Origin of the sequence: Nocardia sp. NPDC060220, assembly GCF_042727815.1 — a bacterium.
Taxonomy (GTDB): domain Bacteria; phylum Actinomycetota; class Actinomycetes; order Mycobacteriales; family Mycobacteriaceae; genus Nocardia.
On record NZ_JBHWZY010000414.1, the window covers coordinates 1 to 6,015 of the forward strand.

General features: G+C 69.3%; 5 protein-coding genes. All 5 read left to right on the forward strand.

Going from position 1 to position 6,015, the window contains the following annotated elements; all coding sequences use genetic code 11:
* Positions 1–1,032, forward strand: a 1,032-nt coding sequence (gene mraY, locus ACFWF3_RS21055) for a phospho-N-acetylmuramoyl-pentapeptide-transferase (RefSeq protein WP_379314960.1), incomplete at its 5' end; no start/stop codon positions are given.
* Positions 1,033–1,082: 50 nt separating this feature from the next.
* Positions 1,083–2,519, forward strand: coding sequence for a UDP-N-acetylmuramoyl-L-alanine--D-glutamate ligase (murD, locus tag ACFWF3_RS21060; RefSeq protein ID WP_378636836.1), 1,437 nt, complete (start codon positions 1,083–1,085; stop codon positions 2,517–2,519).
* A gap of 165 nt (positions 2,520–2,684) precedes the next feature.
* Complete coding sequence (ftsW, locus tag ACFWF3_RS21065; RefSeq protein ID WP_378992685.1) at positions 2,685–4,058, forward strand: putative lipid II flippase FtsW; 1,374 nt, start codon at positions 2,685–2,687, stop codon at positions 4,056–4,058.
* A gap of 55 nt (positions 4,059–4,113) precedes the next feature.
* Positions 4,114–5,229 carry an undecaprenyldiphospho-muramoylpentapeptide beta-N-acetylglucosaminyltransferase gene (gene murG, locus ACFWF3_RS21070; RefSeq protein ID WP_379314961.1) on the forward strand — a complete coding sequence of 372 codons (1,116 nt, stop codon included), beginning with the start codon at positions 4,114–4,116 and terminating at the stop codon, positions 5,227–5,229.
* Positions 5,226–6,015: UDP-N-acetylmuramate--L-alanine ligase (gene murC / locus ACFWF3_RS21075; protein ID WP_379314962.1), on the forward strand; the 790-nt coding region annotated here is incomplete at its 3' end. The genes murG and murC, both read left to right, overlap by 4 nt.

The window sequence follows — 6,015 nt, forward strand, 5'->3', positions numbered from 1 at the left end:
ATCCTGCTGACGCCGTTGCTGGTTCGGGTGTTCGCCAGACAGGGCTTCGGCCAGGAGATCCGGGTCGACGGCCCGGCCAGTCACCAGGCCAAGCGCGGCACCCCGACCATGGGCGGTGTCGCGATCCTGATCGGTATGTGGGCGGGCTATCTCGGCTCGCACCTGATCGGCATCGGCTACGACGCGGAGGGTCCGACGGCGTCGGGTCTGCTCGTGCTCGGGCTCACCACCGCGCTCGGCGTCGTCGGTTTCCTCGACGACTTCATCAAGCTGCGCAAGCAGCGCAACCTCGGGCTCTCGGCCGCGGGCAAGTACATCGGGCAGACCGCCGCGGCGGTCATCTTCGCGGTGCTGGCCCTGCAGTTCCGCAGCACCGACGGGCTCAGCCCTGCCAGCAAGCACCTGTCGTACGTGCGCGACTGGAACACGGTGTCGATGGGCGCGATCATCTTCGTCGTCTGGGTGCTGTTCCTGGTCGTGGCCTGGTCCAACGCGGTCAACCTGACCGACGGCCTCGACGGTCTCGCGGCCGGTTCGATGAGCCTGCTGCTCGGCGCGTACGTGATCATCACCTTCTGGCAGTACCGCAACTCCTGCTCCACCAGTCCCGAAGCCGGGTGCTACAACGTGCGCGACCCGCTGGACCTGGCGTTGGTCTGCGCCGCCGCGGCCGCCGCGTGTATCGGATTCCTGTGGTGGAACGCCGCGCCCGCGCGAATCTTCATGGGCGACACCGGTTCGCTGGCCCTCGGCGGCCTGATCGCCGGTCTGTCGATCACCACCCGCACCGAGCTGCTGATGGCCGTGATCGGTGCGCTGTTCGTCGCCGAGGCGGCATCGGTCATGCTGCAGGTGGCGGTGTACCGCACCACGCGCAATCGGTTGTTCAAGATGGCGCCGTTCCACCATCACTTCGAGTTGAGTAAGTGGGCCGAAACCACGGTGATCATCCGGTTCTGGATTTTGGCGGGCATCTCCGCCGCAGTGGGCCTCGGCCTGTTCTACAGCGAATATCTGTCACAGGTCGGGTGAGTAGAGACATGGTCGAACACTCGCCCCGCGCCCTGCGTTCCCCGGGCCCGATGCTCGAATTCCTGCGTGGCCGCGACGTTCTCGTCGCCGGTTGGGGCGTCTCCGGGCGCTCGCTGATCGAACCGCTGCGCGATATCGGCGCCCACCCCGTGGTCACCGACAACGGCGCGAAGGCGCTCGCCGAGGCCGCCGAACTCGGCCTCGAGATCGCCACCAGCGTCGAACTCGAAAGCGCCGACCTGAGCCGGTTCGCGCTCGTGATCACCAGCCCGGGCTGGCGACCGGATTCGCCGGTGCTGGTCTCGGCGGTCACCGAGGGCGTGCCCGTCTGGGGCGACGTCGAATTCGCCTGGTGGGTCGATCAGGCCCGCATCTACGGGCCGGTCCGCAAATGGCTGGTGATCACCGGCACCAACGGCAAGACCACCACCACCCAGATGACGCATTCGATCCTGCGCGCCGCCGGCATCTCCAGCGTGGCCTGCGGCAATATCGGCCTGCCGATCCTGGACGCACTGCGCCGCAACCCCGGCCCGCAGGTTCTCGCCGTCGAGCTGTCCTCGTTCCAGCTGCACTGGGCGCCGTCGGTGCGACCCGAGGCAGGCGTCGTGCTCAATGTCGCCGAGGATCACCTGGACTGGCACGGCGGTCTCGATGCCTACGCCGCGGCGAAGGCCCGCGCGCTGACCGGTCGCGTCGGTGTCGTCGGCCTCGACGACCCGGTCGCGGGCGCACTGGCCCGCAAGGCCAAGGCGCGGCGCACCGTCGGCTTCCGGATCGGTGTTCCCGCCGACGGCGAGCTGGGTGTGGTCGACGGCAAACTCCTCGACCGCGCCTTCACCAAGGCCGCGATCCTCGCCGAGACCAGCGACATCAGCCCGCCGGGACCCGCGGGCATCGCCGACGCGCTGGCCGCGTCCGCGCTGACCAGGGCCATCGACGTGGCGCCGCAGTTCGTCAAGGAAGGCCTCGCCGAACACAAGGTGGGCCCGCACCGCACCGCGTTCGTGCGCGAACTCGGCGGTGTGGAGTTCATCGACGACTCCAAGGCCACCAACCCGCACGCCGCGCGCGCCGCGATCATGGCGCACCCGCAGGTGGTCTGGGTGGCGGGCGGTCTGCTCAAGGGCGCAAGTGTCGACGATCTGATCGAAGAGATCGGTGACCGGCTGGTCGGCGCGGTGCTGTTCGGGGCCGACGCGCCGGTGATCGCCGCCGCGATGACGCGACACGCACCCGAAGTCCCGGTCATCGAGCTGGATGCGGGAGACGATGCAGACATGGAGTCGTCGAGATCGCAGCGAGCCGAGGCGGTCATGGGCCGCGCGGTGCGCGCCGCGGCGGGTCTGGCTCGCGCCGGAGACACTGTCCTGCTCGCGCCCGCGGCCGCTTCCCTCGACATGTACGACGACTACACCCATCGCGGACGCTGTTTCGTGGATGCGGTGACGGCACTGGAAGATGGTGACATCGGGCGGGCGCTGTGACGAAGGCGCGCCCGGCCGAGCAGTCACCGCCCAAGAGGGGGCAGCGTGGTTAAGAGCCGGGGCAGCGTGGACGACAGCCGGGTCGCTAAGGGCCAGGCGGGCGCGAGTACTCGCCGCAAGAGTTCGGGGCAGCCGAATTGGGCGGGGGAGCGCTTCGGTGCGTGGTTGGCCCGGCCGCTCGCGTCGTTCCATCTGATCGTCACCATCGCGACCCTGCTCACCGTGCTGGGTTTGGTGATGGTGCTGTCGGCGTCGAGCGTCGAGGCCTACGCCGGTGGTGGTTCGGCCTACGCATTGTTCATCCAGCAGGCCATGTTCGCCGGGCTCGGTGCCATCGCCTTCTATGTGGCGTTGCGGTTGCCGCTGCGGTTCTTGCGCCAGTGGTCGTTCCCGATCTTCAGCATCTCGGTGCTCGCGTTGGTGCTGGTGCTCATCCCGGGCATCGGCGCGATCCACGGCGGCGCGCGCCGCTGGTTCGACATCGGCCCGCTGTCGATCCAGCCCTCCGAAGTCGTCAAGGTGACCCTGATCGTGTGGGGTGCGCACCTGCTCGCCTCGCGCCGGGGCGCCCAGCTCAAGGACATCCTGGTGCCGCTGGTGCCCGCGGGTCTGCTGGTGTGCCTGCTGGTGGTGCTCGAGCCGAACCTGTCGACCACCATCGCCCTCGGCATCGTGCTGATGGCGCTGCTGTGGTTCGGCGGGCTGCCGGCGCGACTGTTCGTCGGGATCATGGTGACCGGTCTGGTCGCCGCTTCCGTGCTGGCACTGTCGGCCGGGTACCGCTCCGACCGTGTGCGCGCGTTCTTCAATCCCGGTGACGATCCGCAGGGGGTCAACTACCAGGCGCGTCAAGCCAAGTACTCCCTCGCCGACGGCGGTATCTGGGGCCGTGGCCTCGGACAGAGCCGCGCGAAGTGGAGCTACCTGCCCAACTCGCACAACGACTTCATCTTCGCCATCATCGGCGAGGAACTCGGCTTCCTGGGCTGCATGCTGGTCTTGGCGCTGCTCGCCCTGTTCGTCTACGCGGGTATCCGCATCGCACTGCGCTCGGTCGACCCGTTCCTGCGCCTGCTCACCGCGACCGCCACCACCTGGATCACCGCGCAGGCACTGATCAACATCGGCTATGTCGTCGGGCTGCTGCCGGTGACCGGTCTGCAGTTGCCGCTCGTCTCGGCCGGTGGTTCGTCGCTGGCGATCACGCTGTTCATGTTCGGCATCATCGCCAGCGCCGCCCGGCACGAACCCGAAGCGGTGTCGGCGTTGAAGGCAGGTCAGGACGGCAGGCTCAGCAGGCTGCTCCGACTACCGGTGCCCGAGGTGTACACCCCGCCGGCGCCGCGCAAAGTGGCGCCGCGCGCCCGAACCGAACGACCACGTCAGGCCCCTCGCCGCCAGCCGCCCGCCGATCGCAGGCGACGGGTGCCGGAAAGCCGCGGCACGAGTTCGCTACGGTCGACAAGAGCGTGGGAGCCGACCTACCCGATGCCACACCGCCCGGTGAAACGGCGGACCGGCGGAGGCGGCGGAGCATGACCACGCAGGCTTTCGCGAGATCGAATTCGATACAGAGAGAACGAGGTAGATCCAGGTGAGTAACCCGCGATCCGGGTTGTCGGTGATCGTCGCAGGCGGAGGAACCGCAGGCCACATCGAACCCGCGCTGGCTGTCGCCGACGCGCTGCGCAGACTCGACGACTCGATCCGGGTGACCGCCTTGGGTACCGAGCGTGGACTCGAGACGAAACTGGTGCCCGAACGTGGGTACCCTCTGGAGCTGATCCCGCCGGTGCCGTTGCCGCGCAAGCCCTCCGCCGACCTGCTGCGGCTGCCCGGCCGGGTACTCGCCTCGGTCAAGGCCACCAGGGCGGTGATCGACGACGTGCAGGCCGACGTGATCATCGGGTTCGGCGGCTACGTCGCGCTGCCCGCGTATCTCGCCGCGCGCGGCGGGCTGTTAGGTCGCCGGCGCAAGGTGCCGGTGATCGTGCACGAGGCCAACGCGAAGGCCGGCGTCGCCAACAAGGTCGGCGCGAAACTCGCCGCGAAAGTGCTCGCCGCTGTTCCGGATTCGGGGCTGGCGGGTGCGCAGGTCGTCGGCATTCCGGTGCGTGCGTCCATCACCGGACTCGACCGTGCCGCGTTGCGCGCCGAAGCTCGCGCGCACTTCGGCCTGCCCGCCGAGGGGCCGGTGCTGCTGGTGTTCGGTGGTTCGCAGGGCGCGCGCAGTCTCAACGAGGCCGTCTCCGGCGCCGCACCGCAACTCGCGGCCGCGGGCGTCTCGGTGCTGCACGCGCACGGCCCCAAGAACAGCGTCGAGGTGAGCACCGCCGCCGCGCCCGCCCCCTATGTGGCGGTGCCCTACCTGTCGCGGATGGACCTGGCCTACGCCGCCGCCGACGCGGTGGTGTGCCGATCCGGTGCGATGACCGTGGCCGAGGTGTCGGCGGTCGGCCTGCCCGCCTTCTATGTGCCGCTGCCGCACGGCAACGGTGAACAGGAATTCAACGCCCGACCAGTGGTCGCGCAAGGTGGTGGCACAATTGTGGCCGACGCCGAGCTGACCCCGAAATACGTGATCGATGAGGTGATTCCGCTGCTGCTCGACCCCGCTCGACTCGCGCAGATGAGCCGCGCCGCCGCAGGCGCAGGCCATCGCGACGCTGCCGACACGGTGGCCAGGATCGTCACCGAGGTCGCCCGATGAGCGAGCCGGACCAGCAGATCGGGGAGTCCGCGGGCGCGGCCCTGCCACCCGAACTCGAACGCGTGCACATGGTCGGCATCGGCGGTGCGGGCATGTCCGGTATCGCGCGCATCCTGCTCTCGCGCGGCGGCAAGGTGTCCGGCTCCGATGCCCGCGAGAGCCGTGGGGTGCTGTCGCTGCGGGCCCGTGGCGCCGAGGTGCGCATCGGGCACGCCGCCGACGCGCTCGACCTGCTGCCCGGCGGCCCGACGGTCGTGGTCACCACCTACGCCGCCATTCCGAAGACCAACCCCGAACTGGTCGAGGCGAATCGGCGCGACATCCCCGTGCTGATGCGCCCGACCGTGCTCGCCGCGCTGATGCGCGGGCACAGGACCCTGCTGGTCTCGGGCACCCACGGCAAGACCTCGACCACCTCGATGCTGATCGTCACGTTGCAGCACTGCGGCGCCGACCCGTCGTTCGCGGTCGGTGGTGAGCTCAACGAGGCGGGCACCAACGCCCACCACGGCAGCGGTGACATCTTCGTCGCCGAAGCCGACGAGTCCGACGGCTCACTGCTGCAATACGACCCGGACGTCGCGGTGGTCACCAATATCGAATCCGACCATCTGGACTACTTCGGCACCGACGAGGCCTACATCCAGGTCTTCGACGACTTCGCCGACCGGCTGGCCCCCGGCGGCCTGCTGGTGGTGTGTCTCGACGATCCCGGTTCGCTCGCCTTGGCCCAGCGCGTCGCGCCGCGCATGGCCGAACGCGGGATCGAGGTCCTCGGTTACGGAT